Source organism: Arthrobacter sp. AB6, assembly GCF_031844545.1.
GTDB lineage: Bacteria > Actinomycetota > Actinomycetes > Actinomycetales > Micrococcaceae > Arthrobacter.
The window spans coordinates 26,442-40,255 of record NZ_JAUZVL010000009.1; the positions used below are offsets into that span (position 1 = coordinate 26,442).

Sequence of the window (13,814 nt, forward strand, 5' to 3'; positions counted from 1 at the left end):
GAAAGCGTGGCAGGCCCGGGTGTCTAAGGTCCTGGGCCTGCCGCGCTTTCCGCGGTGATGGATACCGTTGAGGGCTGATCCCCGTCAGCGCACCCCTACGAGGTCCACTACGAAGATCAGGGCTTCATTCGGAGCGATGGCTCCGCCGGCGCCGCGTGAGCCGTACGCCAGCTCGGAGGGGATCTCCAGGCGACGGCGGCCGCCCACCTTCATGCCAAGCAGGCCCTGGTCCCAGCCCTGGATGACCTGGCCGACGCCTACGCGGAAGTCGAGCGGTGCGCCGCGGCCCCAGGATGCGTCGAACTCTTCACCTGTTGACCAGGCAACGCCCACGTAGTGGGTGGATACGGTGTCGCCCGCCTTGGCTTCCCGCCCGTCGCCCTCAATGAGGTCGGTGATGACCAGTTCCGTTGGGACATCGCCTTCGGGAAAGTCGATCTCGGGCTTCTGGCGGTCGAAATCACGCTGGCCAAATGACATGGTTACTCCTTAGGTCTGTTAGATCTGTGCTGTTTGTGTCTTGCTGCTCGCGTCTGGGGCTGCTGTCCGGTGCCGCGGCGAGGCAGCGGCCCGACTGTAAGTGTTGCTACTTCGCCCCGAGGATGTCCACTACGAAGACGAGATCCCCCTTGGCCTCGCCCTGTCCGGCGTCGCCGTAGGCAAGGTCCTTCGGGATGACCAGGAGGACGCGGGAACCAACCGTTTTGCCGGCAAGGCCCTGGGTCCAGCCCTTGATGACGCCGGTGAGCGGGAAGCTTGCGGGTTCGCCGCGTTCGAAACTCGAATCGAACTTGGTGCCGCCAACGAGGGTCACGCCTACGTAGTTGACGGTGAGGGTGTCCGATTCCTTGACGGTGGCGCCCTTGCCCTTGATGAGGTCCTGGGACACCAGGGCCGTGGGGGCGGCTACGCCTTCGACGTTGATTTCGGGGATGCCGTCTTTTTCGGTAACTGTGGGCAGTCCTGCCGGTGGGGTCACGGTCTCGCCCTCGGGCTTTTCCAGGACGGGTGCAACATCCTCAGCGGACAGGACCTTGATGACCAGCAGCTGGGTGGGCTGGGCTTCGGCTCCGGCTGACGCGGCCTGGCCGGGCACGGCCAGTGCCAGGCTGGAGCCTACTTTCGACCCGACGAACGCGTTGTAGATGACCTCGCTGCCGGTCTTCAGCTCCTCGTTCAGCTCAAGCGGTTCCGGTTCACCCGGGAATGTGTCCTCGAGCGTAGTGCCGTCGGTGCCGTTCAGGGCGAGGATGGAGATGTTGGCAACCTGGTTGGCCTTAACCGTTTCGCCGCTGCCCTCGGTGACCACCTTGATGGTGGGCTCTGCCACTTCCAACGGCTTGGTGAATTCAACACCGGGGGCTTTCTTGTCCCCGTTGTCGGTCAGTTTGAGGGAGTCGAACTTGGCAGTCTCACCGGCGGAAACGCTGGTGGGTTCCGGCTCTGCGGTTGAACCGCCGCAGGCGGTCAGCAACAGCAGGCCGGGAAGAAGGATTGCTAGTAGTCGGCGCACGTAGAAAACTTTCGTCGGGGCAGGATGGATGCGATGTTCCGCATGGCAACGGCCGGCATCGCGCAGGGCCCCTTATAAAGGGCCCTATCCAGAATAGCCCCTGAAGCTGGGTGTCAGCCCATAGAGTCAAGGAGCGCATCCACACGCTCGTCGACGCTGCGGAAGGGATCCTTGCACAGGATGGTCTGGTGCGCCCGGTCATTCAGCTTAAGGTGCACCCAGTCAACCGTGTAGTCCCTGCCCAGTTCCTGGGCGCGGCGGACGAAGTCGCCGCGCAGCTTTGCGCGGGTTGTTTGGGGCGGGACGTCAACGGCGTCTTTGACCACGGTATCGTCCACAATACGGCGGACTGCACCCCGGGACTGAAGCAGATAGTAGAGGCCGCGGCTGCGCGAGATGTCATGGTAAGTAAGGTCCAGTTGGGCGATCCGCGGAGCGTCCAGGCCCAGCCCATGGCGTTCACGGTAGTTGTCCATGAGCTTCTTCTTGATGGCCCAGTCGATTTCGGTGTCGATGCCGCGGAAGTCGCCGCTTTCGATGGCCTTGAGCGTGCGCTCCCAAAGGTCCAGGATCAGCGGGACGTGGGGGTTGTGCGCGCCGTGCTCTTTCACGAAAGCGGTGACCTTCGTCAGATACTCCTGCTGGATTTCGAGTGCCGTCAGCTGGCGTCCGTTCGCCAGGCGGACCAGTGCGCGGCCACTGAGGTCGTGGGAGATCTCACGGATGCTGCGGATCGGGTTTTCCATCCGCATATCCCGCATGATCACCCCGGCCTCGATCATGCGCAGCACGAGGTCCACGGTGCCGATCTTCATCATGGCCGTGGCTTCAGACATGTTTGAATCGCCCACGATGACATGCAGGCGCCGATAAAATTCCGCATCCGCGTGCGGCTCGTCGCGGGTGTTAATGATGGGTCGGGACCTGGTGGTGGCGGAGGACACGCCCTCCCAAATATGGTCGGCCCGCTGGGAAAAGGCGTACGTTGCCCCGTGCGGTGTCTTGAGGATCTTGCCGGCGCCGGCGATCAGCTGGCGGGTGACCAGGAACGGGATCAGGATTTCTGCCAGCCGCGAGAATTCGCCGCGCCGGGGAATGAGGTAGTTTTCGTGGCTGCCGTAGGAGTTTCCGGCGGAGTCAGTGTTGTTCTTGAACAGGTAGACCGTTCCGTTGAACCCTTCGGCCGCAAGGCGGGCCTGTGCCTCGTCCACGAGGTCATCAAGGATCAGCTCCCCGGCCCTGTCATGGGCAATGAGCTGCGCCAAGTCATCGCATTCGGCGGTGGCGTATTCCGGGTGGGACCCCACGTCAAGGTAGAGCCGGGAGCCATTGGTCAGGAAGACGTTGGAGGACCGCCCCCAGCTGACAACTTTGCGGAACAGGTACCGGGCCACCTCCTCGGGAGCAAGGGGCCTCGAGTCCGGGCTCGAATACGAGATGCCGAATTCGGTTTCGATGCCGAAGATTCTTTTGTCCATCTGTCCAGTCCTCCTAGGCCAGCATTGCAGTGATCTCTGCGTCAGTAAGCCGGCGGAAGGCACGCCTCGATCCGCGGCTGCTTTCTGACTGCCGGTCCAGGACCGCCACCTCCAGCGCTCCAGCCGGCAGTGCCTTAGCTGGTTCTTCCCCCTCGACCGGCGGAACCAGCCCCGCCATTGCCAGCCGCACAGCGTCCGCAAAGCTCAGCGAGCTGCGCCAGCCCTGGCCAATCACGGATGAGACTTTGTCTGCCTGGCCGCCCATCACAACAAAGGAGTGTTCGTCGGCTATGGAACCATCAAAGGTTAGCCGGTAGAGGTGGTCCTCCGCCTGGGTGGGGCCAACCTCTGCCACGGCGAGCTCCACCTCGAAGGGCTTCTGTTCGGCAGTGAACACCGCACCAAGGCTCTGTGCGTAGACGCTGGCCAGTCCTCTGGCCGTCACATCCTCCCGGTCATACGAGTACCCGCGCACGTCGGCGTAGCGGACCCCGGCCTGGCGGAGGCTTTCGAATTCGTTGTACTTGCCGACGGCGGCGAACGCGATTTTGTCGTAGATCTCACCGACTTTGTGGAGCGAGGGTGAGGGGTTTTCCGCAACGAGCGCAATGCCGTCCTGGCAGCTGACGACGACGACGGACCTGCCGCGTGCGATGCCCTTCCGTGCAAAGTCGGCACGGTCCTTCATTAGCTGCTCGGGCGATACGTAGAACTGCTGCGTCATCTCAGGCCTCCCGTCCAGCGATGGTGCGGGCCTCGATGACGTTCCTGGAAGCAGATGCCAGTTCGCTGTCCGGAATCCGCCGCACGCCCGTGCTGTCCACCGTGTAGATGACGGGCCAGAGTTGCCTCACTGTGTCCGGACCGCCGGTGGCTGAGTCGTCGTCGGCGGCATCGTAGAGGGCTTCGACCGCGACGGCGGTAGCTTCTGCAGGGGTAAGGTTTGGCCGCCAGAGCTTCTTCAGGGCGCCGCGTGCGAAGACGGATCCGGATCCCACCGTATGGTGCTCACGTTCCTCGTACCGGCCACCGGTGACATCGTAGGAGAACAGCCTGCCGACACCGGCGCTGGTGTCGAACCCGGCAAAGAGCGGCACTACTGCGAGTCCCTGCAGTGCCAGGGGCAGGTTTCCCCTGATCATGGCGCCAAGCCGGTTTGCCTTCCCTTCAAGGCTGAGGAGCGTGCCCTCAATCTTCTCGTAGTGCTCGAGTTCCACCTGGAACAACCTGGTGAGGTCAATCGCGATGCCGGCAGTCCCCGCAATTCCCAGGACGGAGTAGCGGTCGGCCGGAAAGACTTTTTCGATGTGCCGGCTCGCTATGACGTTGCCCATGGTGGCCCGCCGGTCCCCCGCCATCAGCACGCCGCCATCGTAGCTCATCGCAACAATCGTGGTGGCGTGCGGAACCTGTAACGGGGCGGCGGGCACAACTCCCTGGAGGGACCGGTTGTAGGGCAGAAGCTCGGGCCGGTCCCGCTGCAGGTGTTCGGTGAACGATGAGGTGGCGTTGGCGGCTACCTGGTTGGCGGTTGATTCCTGCACTCATGCACTCCTTGAACGTGGTACTTCAACGTCGGTACAGATTAGGGCCGTCCGCGGCTTCCGCCAGCTCCGGGGTCCGGGGTTACTGACCGCCCTTTTGGACGAATGCCCGGACGAATTCCTCGGCGTTGGATTCGAGGACGCCATCGATTTCGTCGAGGAGGTCGTCCACGCCTTCCGTTGATGCCGATGCCTGCGCCTCAGGCGGCGCGGGCGGCGACTCGGGAATGTCCTCTTCGACCTGGCTGTCGCGTGACTGCGGCTGCTGTTGCTCCTGGCCTGCCATTGCTACCCCTCCTTATATCTGTCTTCGGATCCGGCGGATCCTCCGATATGCCCATCCTGCCACGGTGTGGGCCAACCGGGGCGGTTTACGCCGCAGGCGGAGCGTTATGTCCCAGAAGCTCCGCGAGGAACGGGCCCGCGTCCCGGTAGCGTTGGAACAACGCTCCGGTCAGGGCTTTGGTTCCCCGAAGCGGTTCCCTGGTGGGCACGCGCTGCAGCCGGCCGTACCCCGGAACATCGAAGATGACGGAGTCCCAACTGGCACCTACGACGTCCTTGCCGAAGCTGCTGATGCACTTGCCCCGGAAGTATGCGCGGGTATCGGCCGGCGGTTCAGTGACGGCCGCGGCGATGGCATCGTCTTCAAGGATTCTTTGCATCCGGTCCCTGGCGAGGAACCGGTAATAAAGCCCCTTTTCAGGCCTGATATCAGCCCACTGCAGGTCGACGAGGCCAAGCCTGGCGTCGTTCCACTCGAGTCCGTCGCGTTCACGGTATCCGTTGAGCAGCGACAGCTTGGCGAGCCACTCCACCGAGGAAGCTGCGGCGGCCCGGTCATTGTCGAGCTGGGTCAGGACTGTGGCCCAACGCTCGAGGACGTCGTGCGTGTGGCCGTCGCCGTCCACGGCGTCTCCAACCCCCGTATCCTGAGCCAGCTTGGCTGCGGCCTCGTGGTATATCCACTGGAGGTCAAGGGCGGTGACCCGCCTGCCGTCCAGCAGCCGCAGCTTTGCGGTGAGCGAAGTGTCGTGGCTGACCGCCTGGAGTGCAGGCACCGGCTCGTATACTTCGATCTTGGGCGCCAGCCCCGCCTCAATAAGGCTGAGGACCATGGACGTGGTTCCGAATTTCAGGTAATTGGAGACCTGGCTGAGGTTTGCGTCACCGATGATGACGTGCAGGCGCCGGTACTTGTCCGCCGTTGCGTGCGGTTCGTCGCGGGTGTTGATGATGGGCCGGCGGATAGTGGTCTCCAATCCCACTTCCGCTTCGAAGAAGTCGGCCCGCTGGCTGATCTGGTAACCCGGGGTGGAGGCGTCCTGGCCGATGCCCACGCGGCCGGATCCGCACAGGACCTGGCGGCTGACGAAGAAGGGCGTCAGGCCCCGCACGATGTCGCCGAAGGGGACGGAACGCGGCATGAGGTAGTTTTCATGCGAGCCGTAGGACACCGACTTATTGTCCGTGTTGTTTTTGTACAGGTTGACGGGCGGAAGGTCCGGATCTGCTGCCAGCCGGCGCACGGTGGCCAACGCAACGAGGTCTCCAGCAGCGTCCCATTTCACCGCGTCCCGCGGGTTGGTCACCTCCGGGCTGGAGTACTCGGGATGGGCATGGTCGACGTACAGCCGTGCGCCATTGCCGAGGACCATGTTCATCAGCAGCGTTCCGGACTCGTCCTGCCCGTCAAGCTCCAGTTCCTCCCGCCCGTACGCCAGTGCCACCGTTTCCGCGTCAAGCACCGGGGGCTGGTCGGTGAGCTGGCTCGGATGGGCTGAGCCTCGGTCCAATGTCCAGCCGCGGGCGTCATGCAGCGGCTCCTCATCCGTATAGTCCCAGCGTGTTTCCGCTCCGCCGGCGGCACGCTGCCGGGTTACCTGCGCATAGGCCTGGACCACCCTGGCACTCATCATGGTGGCGTTGGCGGTAGGGGCGGAGGGGGCATGGATGCCATACTCCGTTTCCGCCCCCATCACCCGCATGGCCCCGCCGACCGGCAGAGCTCCCCCGGCCGCGGGTTCCCGTGCACCGGTCATAGATACTGCCCTGTGGTCGGCATGGTTTCGATCGACTTGCCGGGCTCCTGCCCTGCCTTGCCTTGGACGATGGTCCGGATGTACGTGATCCGTTCGCCCTTCTTACCCGAGATGCGTGCCCAGTCATCCGGATTGGTGGTGTTGGGCATGTCCTCGTGCTCGCGGAATTCGTCCACCACGGCGCGCAGCAGGTGCTCGATCCTAAGACCCTTCTGGTGCGTGGTGAGAAGGTCCTTGATGGCATACTTCTTGGCCCGGTCCACAACGTTTTGCACCACGGCACCAGAGTTGAAGTCCTTGAAGTAGAGCATTTCCGTGTCGCCGTTGGCGTAGGTGACCTCCAGGAACTCATTGGACTTGTCAGTGGAGTACATGGCCTCGACAGTGCGCTGGACCATCGCATCCACTGTCGCCTGGACATCGCCGTCGTGCTCAGCGAGGTCAGATTCATGGAATGGCAGGTCCGGGGTGATGTACTTGTTGAAAATGTCCGCGGCAGCCTCCGCATCCGGTCGGTTGATCTTGACCTTGACGTCAAGCCGGCCCGGCCGGAGGATTGCCGGATCGATCATGTCCTCACGGTTGGACGCGCCAATGACGATCACGTTGTCCAGCCGCTCCACTCCGTCAATCTCGCTGAGCAGCTGCGGCACGATGGTTGTTTCGACGTCGGACGAAATCCCGGTGCCGCGCGTGCGGAAGAGGGAGTCCATCTCGTCGAAAAACACCACGACCGGGCTGCCATCGGAGGCCTTTTCGCGTGCCCTGGAGAAGATCAGCCGGATGTGGCGCTCGGTCTCACCGACGTATTTGTCCAGGAGTTCGGGCCCCTTGATGTTCAGGAAATAGCTTTTCAGGTCCACGTTGCCAGAACGCTCTGCGGCGCGGGCGGCAAGGGAATTGGCCACGGCCTTGGCGATGAGGGTCTTGCCGCAGCCGGGAGGGCCGTACAGCAGGATGCCCTTGGGAGCTTTCAAGCCGTGTTCCCGGTAGAGGTCAGGGTGGAGGAACGGCAGTTCGACGGCGTCGCGGATCTGCTCGATTTGGGGCCCAAGGCCGCCAATGTCCTCGTAGGTGATGTCAGGGACTTCCTCCAGCACAAGGTTTTCCACCTCGGAGCGGGGCACCTTTTCGAGGGCGTATCCGGTCCTTGAGTCAACCGACAGGGCATCGCCCACCCGCAGCTTTTCGGCGAGGAGCGCTCCGGAAAGCCGCACAACCCGCTCTTCATCGGCCCGCCCCACCACCAGGGCGCGGTCGGCACCGAGCATTTCCTTGAGCGTGGCGAGCTCGCCGGCCCGCTCGTATCCCAGTCCGGCGACCACAAGGAGTGCCTCGTTGAGCAGGACCTCCTGGCCAACGGCCAGCTGGTTGATGTTCACCAGGGGGCTGATGCCCACGCGCATCTTCCGTCCGGCGTTGAAGATGTCCACCGATTCCTCGGTTGCAGCCTGTCCGCTGTTGCCGGGCGAGGGCTGCCGCTTGGGATTCAACTGCAGGATGGTACCGAAGCTGTAGGGCGGTTGCCCCTCCTGGTCCAACGCGTTTTTCAGCCGAAGGATCTCGGCCTTCGCGGTTTCAAGCATGCTGACCAGCTTGGTGTTGTTTTGCGTCGCCGCAGCCAGCTGGCGGTCAATGTGCCTCAGCTTGTCCCGGAGGATGTTGACCTGGCGGTCGGCAACCGAGAGGTCATTGGCGGCAGACTGCTCTGCCGGTGTACGTCCGGAGTCCTGGTCTGGAGTCTCCATGATGTATCAGCCCCTTCCTGCGCTTCTATTAAGACATTAGCCCCAACACGGCAGGTAGGGATGGCGACTCCCGAAATGTGGACTACTTCGTGACCTCGGGCTCGTCCTTGACATTCGTTCCGGCGATGGCGTCCCGCGCTGCGCGCCGGAGCTTCTTGTCGGAGACCTGCCGTTCCCCGACCGCGCCCGGGGTCCAGGCGTTGACGTCCTCTTCATTGAAGTCGGTTTTGGAGGGGCGGCGCTTTACCGAGATGCCGGTAACGCCGTCGGCCAGGCGCCGGGTGACCAGCAGGAAGCCGGTATGCGCCACCATCCTGTGGTCCGGCCGGACGGCCAGTCCTTCAAGGTGCCAGCCCCGGACCAGGGATTCCCAGGCATCCGGTTCAGTAAAGCGGCCGTCCGCCCGAATGGCTTCGGCAGTGCGGGAAAGCTGGGTTACGGTGGCCACGTAATTGATCCAGACGCCGCCGGGCGCCAGGACGGTGGCCACGGCATCCAGGCATTCCCACGGGGCCAGCATGTCCAGGACCACGCGGTCCACGGAACCAGGCGCTTCGCTCCGGACCACCTCGTCCTGGAAATCGCCCAGGGAGATCTGCCAGGCCGGGTGGGGGCCGCCGAAAATCGTCTCGACATTGCCGCGGGCGATGTCCGCGAACTCCTCACGACGCTCAAAAGAGTGGAGGTAGCCTTGGTCGCCTACTGCCCGGAGCAGGGAAATCGACAGGGCTCCGGAACCCACGCCCGCTTCCACGACGCGCGCGCCGGGGAAGATATCAGCCATCGTCACGATCTGCCCGGCGTCCTTGGGATACACCACTGCGGCTCCGCGGGGCATGGACAGGACGAAGTCGGAGAGCAGCGGGCGCAGGGTCTGGTACTGCTGGCCAACGTTGTTGACAACCACCGAGCCGTCAACCTTGCCAATGATGTCATCGTGGTTTAGGAAGCCCCTGTGCGTGTGGAATGCCCCGCCGCTCTCAAGGGTGATGGTATTCATGCGCCCGCGCTCGTCGGTCAACTGGACACGCTCGCCTTCGCGGAACGGACCGCGCCGGCGGGCAGCGCCCACGGGTTGCGGGCCGGCTGCAGAAGCACTGGCTTGACCGGAAGCTGCTGCGGCTTCGTTGACGGCGGTTTCGCTGCTCATGAATTTCCTCGCTCCTGTACAACATGGCGCCGGAATGTCTGTTGCAGACAATCCGGCTTTGCGGCGGCAATGCACCGGCCGGCAGGTAACTCTACCGGTTTTGGCGCTGCCGGCGTGTATCGGGCCGCCGCGGTTTTCCAGTAACGGCGGCCAGGACCGCGTCCTGGGAAAGAAGTCCGGTCACCTTGCCATTGTGGTCCACCACGGCATAGTGCCGCCCTTCGAGCTGGGACAGGAACTGGAGCAGCTCCTGTCCTTTCGACCATTCGGGAACATAAGCCCCCGGTGCAAGGGCGAAGGAAACAGCCGTGATGGGGGTTGACGCGGCGGCGTGCGCTGGGACGGATGACAGGGCGGTGGCATCCACCACTCCCTCCGGCCGACCGTCCGGCCCGCAGACCACCAGGGACAACGCACGTGCGCCATCGTGCCGCAGGGCTTCCGCAACCGTTGCCGTGGCGGGCAACCCGGTGGCCGGCGTCGAAAGCGCTGCGGCGCTGACCAGATGGAGCCGTCCCCGGAGGGTTCCCTGCTGGATGGAAGCCGAGGCACCCATCCAGAGGAAGCTGGCCACCAGGACGGTGATCATCAGCAGGCTGAAGTCCGGCGACTTTCCGGCCAGCAACGGCCGGGCAACGAACCAATAGCAGATGGCGACGACGATGATCCGGCCGCCCCACCCGGCGGCCACAGTGCCTTTTGCCTGGCTTCCGGTCACCTTCCATACGGCGGATTCCACCAGCCGTCCGCCATCGAGGGGAAGCCCCGGGAGCACGTTGAAGACGGCAATCAGGAAGTTCGCCCACATAAAGATGTTGATGAGGATTTCGGCAACGCTGCCCATGGCCGCTGTTCCGAGCACCAGCCAGGCGCCTGCAGCCAGCACGAAATTCGCGGCGGGTCCGGCGAGTGCCACCAGGACTGACCGGCCCGGCGTCGCGGTAAAACTCTCGAACTGGGTATGCCCGCCCCAGAGGTTGAGCACGATCTTCTGCGTCGGCCAGCCGTAAATTCTCGCTGTCAGGGCGTGGGCGAGCTCGTGGACCAATACCGAAATAAGGAGCAGGACGGCGTAGGCGAACGCCACAATGTAGGCGCTGGCGCCAAGGGCGGGGTTCTCTTCGCCCAGGACCGGGCCATACACGATCACGGTGAAGGCGGCGATGACGAACCATGAATACGCGAGCACCACTGGCACTCCGGCGATCCTCCCCAGCGGGATGCCCTCGCGCCGCACCGGCACACTGGTTTCAGCCACCGGAGACCTCCGGTGAACGGGCAGGCGCAGAGGTAGACCCGAGGAGGGCAGGACCGGCCAGCACCAAGGCCTCAAGGTCCGTCACGGAGCGGCCGGACAATGAATCCCAGAGCGTGTACCGATGATCCTCGGGAAGGGGCACAATGTGCGGAATAGCTACGGTTGCCACGCCGGACGCGACAGCCGCCGCCACACCCGGCGCTGAGTCCTCCAGCGCGACGCAGTGGTGGATGGCCAGGTCCGGGTCAGAGTCCTGCAGCCATTCGACGGCGGTGAGGTACGCCTCCGGATGCGGCTTGCCCTGCGCCACAGTGTCCCCCGTGACCAGGACTTCGAAGTACGGCCGCGGAAGGCTGGCAACCACCTGGCGGGCCAGCGGCCCCTCGGACATGGTGACCAAGGCGCAGCGCACCCCCGCGAGGTGAAGCTCCTCAAGGAGTTCGCGCGCACCGGGCCGCCACGGCACATGCCGTTGCACGCTGCTGACAACCGCCGCGGTCAGGGTGTCGATGATCTCGCGTATTCCAAGGTCCACGCCGGCCTCCTGCAGGATGCCGGCGGAAAAGGTCAGGGACTGGCCAACCAGCTGCATGGCCTGTTCATGGGACCAGGTTCCGCCGTGGGCTTCCACCAGTGCGTGTTCGGCGGCAATCCAGTAGGGCTCTGTGTCGACAATTGTCCCGTCCATGTCCCACAGGACGGCTTTGAGCGGGGAACTGTCGGCTGGCAATCGCATGCCTTCAGTCTACGGGGACAGCCTGGGCACGGGCTGACGGCTACGCCTTCGGCGAATATCAGGCTCCTTCGCGCCGCCCGCCCTGCTTGCGGCGGATTTTGCGGCGCTTCATTCCATGCACAGCCGCGGTCCTTGGACGTAGGGTGAAGAAATGAATAGCTTCGAGGGAGACACCGCCGAACCGGGTGCCGGACCCGAACGGGAGCGGTTCCTGCAGCCGGTCGCTGACGGACAGCGCGTGACAGTGATGCTTGCCGCCTTTGAAGGCTGGAACGACGCCGGAGAAGCGGCAAGCGATTCGTTGCGCTACCTGAACAAACTGTGGGGCGGCAAGAAGGTGGCGTCCATCGACGCGGACGAGTATTACGACTTCCAGTTCACGCGGCCCACCGTGCGCCGGAATGCTGCCGGTGAACGCAAGATCAAGTGGCCCTCCACGAGGATCTACAAGGCCAGCGCGCCGGATTCGAATGTGGACGTCATTTTTGTCCAGGGGACTGAACCGTCATACAAGTGGCGTGCCTACACGGCCGAACTCCTGGTGCACGCTGAAGCGCTGAACGTTGACTACGTCGTCCTGGTCGGGGCGCTCCTGGCGGATGTTCCGCACAGCAGGCCTATTCCCGTCAGCACTTCTTCTGACGACGCCCCGCTGCGGGAGCGCATGAACCTGGAAGCTTCGCAGTACGAAGGCCCGGTGGGAATCGTTGGCGTGCTCTCGGAGGTGGCCCTGCTGGCAGGAATCCCCACCGTCTCGCTTTGGGCCGCAGTCCCCCACTACGTTGCCCAGGCGCCGTCTCCGAAAGCGCAGCTGGCGCTCCTGCACCGCATCGAGGAGCTGCTCCAGGTGCCGCTGGACACGCATGAGCTGGCCGAGGAAGCAGACGCCTGGGAACGGGGTGTGGATGAGCTCGCCACGGAAGATCCCGAAATCGCCGCCTATGTCCGGCAGCTTGAGGAGGCAAAGGACACGGCCGACCTCCCCGAAGCCACCGGGGAGTCGATTGCCCGCGAGTTTGAGCGCTATCTCAAGCGGCGCGGCCAGGACCGGCCCTGAACGGGCGGCCTAGAGAACCACGCCAAGCAGGGCGTCCACCGCGTCCTTGACCATGGCCTGGTCCGGGGGACTTGCCGGGCCGGCGTCGTTGTTTGCCTGCTCCGCCCAGCGGGATACGGCCGCGACGGCAGCCGGGGCATTCAGGTCGGCAGCCAGCGCTGCCCGCATCTCGGCAACGAGCGGGACGGCGGATCCCTTCGGAGCGTGGCCCAGCGCCCGGCGCCACGCGGCCAGGGCGGCCTTGGCGTCCAGGAATCCTTCATCCGTCCAGGACCAGTCGGAGCGGTAGTGGTGGACAAGGATGCCCAGGCGGATGGCGGCAGGGTCCTCCCCCGCTGCCCGGAGTTTCGACACGAGCACCAGGTTCCCTTTGGACTTGCTCATCTTCTCGCCGTCCAGGCCCACCATGCCCGCGTGGGCGTAGTGCCTGGCAAGCGGAACACCGGCAAGTGAATACGCGTGGCCGGCACCCATTTCGTGGTGCGGGAAGATCAGGTCCGAGCCGCCGCCCTGAACCGTGAAGGGCGAGGGCAGGTACTTTTGCGCGATCACGGTGCACTCAATGTGCCAGCCGGGCCTGCCCGCTCCCAGGCTGCCGCCCGGCCAGCTTGGCTCTCCTTCGCGGGCCACCCGCCACAGCAGTGGATCAAGGGCCTGCCGCTTTCCTGCCCGCCCGGGATCGCCGCCGCGTTCCGCGAACAGCTCAAGCATCTCGCTCTCCGTCAACCCTGAGATGCATCCCAGCGTCCACGCGTCCGGTGCCACGGACTGCTTTCCGGCCGCTTCGACGTCGTAATAGACGTCTCCGTCAGGCTCGCCGTGGGCGCCGTGCACTTTGTAGGCCAGTCCCAGGCTGATCAGCCGTTCCACCTCCGGGACTATCAGGCCGATGGATTCCACAGCACCCACATAGCGGTCCGGAGCGAGCACGTTGAGTGCTTCCATGTCCGTCTGGAAGAGCTCAATCTGGCTGGCGGCGAGCTCCTGCCAGTCAACGCCCGTGGCCGCGGCGCGCTCCAGGAGCGGATCGTCCACGTCCGTGACGTTCTGTACGTAGTCAACCCCGTGGCCGGCGTCCCGCCAGGCCCTGTTCAGGAGGTCAAAGGCCACGTAGCTGGCGGCGTGGCCCATGTGGGTGGCGTCGTACGGCGTGATGCCGCAGACGTACATCGAGGGGCGTCCCTCGTTCTCCAGGGCAACCTCACGGCCTGCTGCGGTGTCGAACAGCCGGAGAGCGGGCATGCTTCCGGGCACGTCGGGAACGGGACGGGATTTCCAGGATTTCACA

The 13,814-nt window shown here is 64.3% G+C and carries 13 protein-coding genes; 1 reads left to right on the forward strand and 12 read right to left on the reverse strand.

The window, feature by feature from the left end; genetic code table 11:
* Nucleotides 1-84: 84 nt before the first annotated feature.
* The 11 genes from Q9R30_RS09380 to Q9R30_RS09430 form a co-directional block, all read right to left on the reverse strand.
* A complete protein-coding gene (locus Q9R30_RS09380) occupies nt 85-480 on the reverse strand; it encodes an FKBP-type peptidyl-prolyl cis-trans isomerase (RefSeq protein WP_104997974.1) in 396 nt (131 codons plus the stop codon).
* A gap of 106 nt (nt 481-586) precedes the next feature.
* Nucleotides 587-1,513 (reverse strand): FKBP-type peptidyl-prolyl cis-trans isomerase, encoded by a 927-nt coding sequence (locus tag Q9R30_RS09385; RefSeq protein WP_104997973.1) that lies wholly within the window; start codon nt 1,511-1,513, stop codon nt 587-589.
* 113 nt (nt 1,514-1,626) lie between these two features.
* On the reverse strand, nt 1,627-2,991 hold the full coding sequence (pafA, locus tag Q9R30_RS09390; protein ID WP_104997972.1) for a Pup--protein ligase: 1,365 nt from the start codon (nt 2,989-2,991) through the stop codon (nt 1,627-1,629).
* 13 nt (nt 2,992-3,004) lie between these two features.
* Nucleotides 3,005-3,715: a proteasome subunit alpha gene (prcA, locus tag Q9R30_RS09395; RefSeq protein ID WP_104997971.1), complete on the reverse strand. Its 711-nt coding sequence runs from the start codon at nt 3,713-3,715 to the stop codon at nt 3,005-3,007.
* Between the two features lies 1 nt (nt 3,716).
* On the reverse strand, nt 3,717-4,535 hold the full coding sequence (gene prcB, locus Q9R30_RS09400) for a proteasome subunit beta (RefSeq protein ID WP_104997970.1): 819 nt from the start codon (nt 4,533-4,535) through the stop codon (nt 3,717-3,719).
* An 82-nt stretch (nt 4,536-4,617) separates the two neighbouring features.
* Nucleotides 4,618-4,821, reverse strand: coding sequence for a ubiquitin-like protein Pup (locus Q9R30_RS09405; RefSeq protein ID WP_104997969.1), 204 nt, complete (start codon nt 4,819-4,821; stop codon nt 4,618-4,620).
* 85 nt (nt 4,822-4,906) lie between these two features.
* Nucleotides 4,907-6,577 (reverse strand): depupylase/deamidase Dop, encoded by a 1,671-nt coding sequence (gene dop, locus Q9R30_RS09410; RefSeq protein WP_311217421.1) that lies wholly within the window; start codon nt 6,575-6,577, stop codon nt 4,907-4,909.
* Nucleotides 6,574-8,325: a proteasome ATPase gene (gene arc, locus Q9R30_RS09415; protein ID WP_104997967.1), complete on the reverse strand. Its 1,752-nt coding sequence runs from the start codon at nt 8,323-8,325 to the stop codon at nt 6,574-6,576. Before arc ends, dop begins: the two co-directional genes overlap by 4 nt.
* 82 nt (nt 8,326-8,407) lie before the next feature.
* The gene (locus Q9R30_RS09420) at nt 8,408-9,475 is read right to left on the reverse strand and encodes a tRNA (adenine-N1)-methyltransferase (RefSeq protein WP_104997966.1); all 1,068 of its coding nucleotides are present in this window, start codon (nt 9,473-9,475) and stop codon (nt 8,408-8,410) included.
* A 91-nt stretch (nt 9,476-9,566) separates the two neighbouring features.
* Nucleotides 9,567-10,733 (reverse strand): site-2 protease family protein, encoded by a 1,167-nt coding sequence (locus Q9R30_RS09425; RefSeq protein WP_311217422.1) that lies wholly within the window; start codon nt 10,731-10,733, stop codon nt 9,567-9,569.
* Entirely contained in the window at nt 10,726-11,469 is a 744-nt protein-coding gene (locus Q9R30_RS09430) for an HAD family phosphatase (RefSeq protein WP_311217423.1), read from the reverse strand. The genes Q9R30_RS09425 and Q9R30_RS09430 overlap by 8 nt, the downstream gene beginning before the upstream one ends.
* A gap of 151 nt (nt 11,470-11,620) precedes the next feature.
* Between Q9R30_RS09430 and Q9R30_RS09435 the strand changes: the two genes are divergently transcribed.
* The gene (locus tag Q9R30_RS09435; RefSeq protein ID WP_104997964.1) at nt 11,621-12,526 is read left to right on the forward strand and encodes a PAC2 family protein; all 906 of its coding nucleotides are present in this window, start codon (nt 11,621-11,623) and stop codon (nt 12,524-12,526) included.
* Nucleotides 12,527-12,535: 9 nt separating this feature from the next.
* Here the strand turns inward: Q9R30_RS09435 and mshC are convergent, their stop codons facing one another.
* Nucleotides 12,536-13,813: a cysteine--1-D-myo-inosityl 2-amino-2-deoxy-alpha-D-glucopyranoside ligase gene (gene mshC, locus Q9R30_RS09440; protein ID WP_311217424.1), complete on the reverse strand. Its 1,278-nt coding sequence runs from the start codon at nt 13,811-13,813 to the stop codon at nt 12,536-12,538.
* Between the last annotated feature and the right edge of the window lies 1 nt (nt 13,814).

Coding starts and splice junctions, on each gene's coding strand:
- Q9R30_RS09380 (WP_104997974.1), bottom strand. CDS start 480: ATGTCATTTGGCCAGCGTGATTTCGACCGCCAGAAGCCCGAGATCGAC.
- pafA (WP_104997972.1), bottom strand. CDS start 2,991: ATGGACAAAAGAATCTTCGGCATCGAAACCGAATTCGGCATCTCGTAT.
- prcA (WP_104997971.1), bottom strand. CDS start 3,715: ATGACGCAGCAGTTCTACGTATCGCCCGAGCAGCTAATGAAGGACCGT.
- Q9R30_RS09405 (WP_104997969.1), bottom strand. CDS start 4,821: ATGGCAGGCCAGGAGCAACAGCAGCCGCAGTCACGCGACAGCCAGGTC.
- dop (WP_311217421.1), bottom strand. CDS start 6,577: ATGACCGGTGCACGGGAACCCGCGGCCGGGGGAGCTCTGCCGGTCGGC.
- arc (WP_104997967.1), bottom strand. CDS start 8,325: ATGGAGACTCCAGACCAGGACTCCGGACGTACACCGGCAGAGCAGTCT.
- Q9R30_RS09420 (WP_104997966.1), bottom strand. CDS start 9,475: ATGAGCAGCGAAACCGCCGTCAACGAAGCCGCAGCAGCTTCCGGTCAA.
- Q9R30_RS09430 (WP_311217423.1), bottom strand. CDS start 11,469: ATGCGATTGCCAGCCGACAGTTCCCCGCTCAAAGCCGTCCTGTGGGAC.
- Q9R30_RS09435 (WP_104997964.1), top strand. CDS start 11,621: ATGAATAGCTTCGAGGGAGACACCGCCGAACCGGGTGCCGGACCCGAA.